Source organism: Paraburkholderia sp. RL18-085-BIA-A (assembly GCF_046027075.1).
Classification (GTDB): Bacteria; Pseudomonadota; Gammaproteobacteria; order Burkholderiales; family Burkholderiaceae; genus Paraburkholderia.
In genome coordinates this window covers 1-1,428 of the sequence record NZ_JARESU010000425.1, presented here as the reverse complement: position 1 = coordinate 1,428, position 1,428 = coordinate 1, and the positions used below count along the sequence as shown (strand labels likewise).

Below are 1,428 nucleotides of genomic sequence, written 5' to 3'. Positions count from 1 at the left end.
TGAACCAGCGCGGGGCTCGCACTTCACTGACGGCGCCATGCGCCATGATCGCTCACGCCTGTTGCGTTCGCATTCCTGATCATAATGTACACCTCGATATCGAGATACCTGTCGCTTTTCACAACGATGTGCCTGGCTTCGCACGATCACCAACGGCCATCGTAGTTCTTCCGTTCGCAATGGACGGAAACCCGCAACCGGTTAAACCCGGCCGTTGCACTTGGCATTTGAAACCGCCCTGGGATACACGGACGTCGGGCCAGACAAGTCGCTCTTGCCATACGACGTCAGTCGTGGTTGCCACCGCGCGCACTTCGTGAGCGGATGCTTTCGAGCCAGCACGACTGCCTCTTGTCGACCCAGTGACTCGGTCACTCGACCGAGGAGCAAGTCAGTGACGGCTTAAAAATACTACGGCCGTTTCCTTCGAGTCAGGCGGCAAGTTGACGCCTGAAGCGGTCTTTCGGCACTTTCAAAGGTTGCACCGGTTTGCTCACCGGTCATTTGGAACCTATATTTTACTTACCCCGCTGACTCGTGCCGTGGCTGACCGTGGACTAAGCGATTTTTGCGGCGAAGATCAAACCGACGCGGAGGTGCGATGAAATTGCTTCGGCTTGCAAATGTGATAATTACGCATGGAGCGCTGTTCACCGTGACCGCGTGCTCACAAATGACTGCGCCACCGTCAAGTCAGTCAGAACTTCCGAAACAAGCAATTGGCACGTCTTGCATGGATGGGGAGCGCCAGATATGGTGCGCCAAACCTCAAGGTCCGGGTACCGGCTGCCCTGAATATCACTGCTGCCGCGGAGGGAGTTGGGGTCCGGTGGAAGTTTGCAGGCCGTGAGGGAAGTTGAGCGGAGCGGCCGCTTGAATGGTCTAGGAGAGCGCGATTGCCAACGGCCGAAAGTGGCCGGTTTGCGTCTGACGTGGGCCCTCTTAACGTTAGATCCGAAAAAAACGAAGCAATATTCGCCCGTGGTTGCCCGGTGACTCCATCCGCCTGCAACAGATGAAGTGCATGCATCGCCGCGTCTGCTAATTCCAGGGGGACAAAAATATGATCGTGGTAGGCGCCCGCCACCACGTTGCAGCTGATGCCGGAATTACCGAATGCAGTAGCGAATGCTGCGGTCAAGCCCACCGCCTCCAATGCTGAATTCACGGTCAAGGTAATCCACGCACACTTGAACAAGGTATTCAAACCGCTGATCCGCGCATCCGCCTCACTCGTAACCACAGACAAGCCCTCGGGCTCGCGAATTGACGCAACGATGACGGCAGGGTCAATTGCGTTACCGTCCTCGACCGAGGCAAACACAAACACGCCCGGGTTAAGCACTGGCTCCAACGTTTTTAACAAGACTGAGAGATCCGAGACTGGGCTCATGTTACCTCCTGTGCGGTGTCGTTCCACGTCATTTA

1 protein-coding gene is annotated in these 1,428 nt (G+C 56.2%); it reads right to left on the bottom strand.

Features of this window, described 5'->3' with window-relative positions:
- Positions 1 to 697: 697 nt before the first annotated feature.
- A partial coding sequence (locus P0D89_RS52965) for an ACT domain-containing protein (protein WP_408379624.1) occupies positions 698 to 1,428 on the bottom strand: 731 nt, incomplete at its 5' end.